General features: G+C 41.1%; 1 protein-coding gene. It reads right to left on the bottom strand.

Translation table 11 applies throughout. From position 1 onward, the window contains the following. Positions 1-58: 58 nt before the first annotated feature. A complete protein-coding gene (locus CWB78_RS18710; protein WP_138596868.1) occupies positions 59-247 on the bottom strand; it encodes a hypothetical protein in 189 nt (62 codons plus the stop codon). Positions 248-275: the final 28 nt, after the last annotated feature.

The following is a 275-nucleotide window of genomic DNA, read 5'->3' as shown; positions in this document are numbered from 1 at the left end:
AGTCGAGTAAGCTGTTTGCTGTGCTGAAACCACTTGTGTTCCCTAAAAAACACTTAAATTATGCCTCTGCGTTTTTGTCATCGCTATGACTAGACTCAACCATAGACTGTAGGTATGGGTGACAACGCATAACACCATGACCAAAGATCATCAGGTTACGTGTAAGAATTTTCGCGCCATCTACCGTAATCGCAATTGGCTGCGCCACATAAAAGCTAGCAAGTGTGTTTTGAAGACAAAAAAGCATTGCTTTACACTATTGATTATCCATTGCT

Origin of the sequence: Pseudoalteromonas sp. S1612, from assembly GCF_005887175.1 — a bacterium.
GTDB lineage: Bacteria > Pseudomonadota > Gammaproteobacteria > Enterobacterales > Alteromonadaceae > Pseudoalteromonas > Pseudoalteromonas undina.
The sequence above is the reverse complement of the archived record's forward strand: the minus strand, read 5'-3'. Positions and strand labels throughout refer to the sequence as shown.

Bases quoted from the DNA above. Each gene is read 5' to 3' on its own strand.
- CWB78_RS18710 (WP_138596868.1), bottom strand. From the start codon at position 247: ATGCTTTTTTGTCTTCAAAACACACTTGCTAGCTTTTATGTGGCGCAG.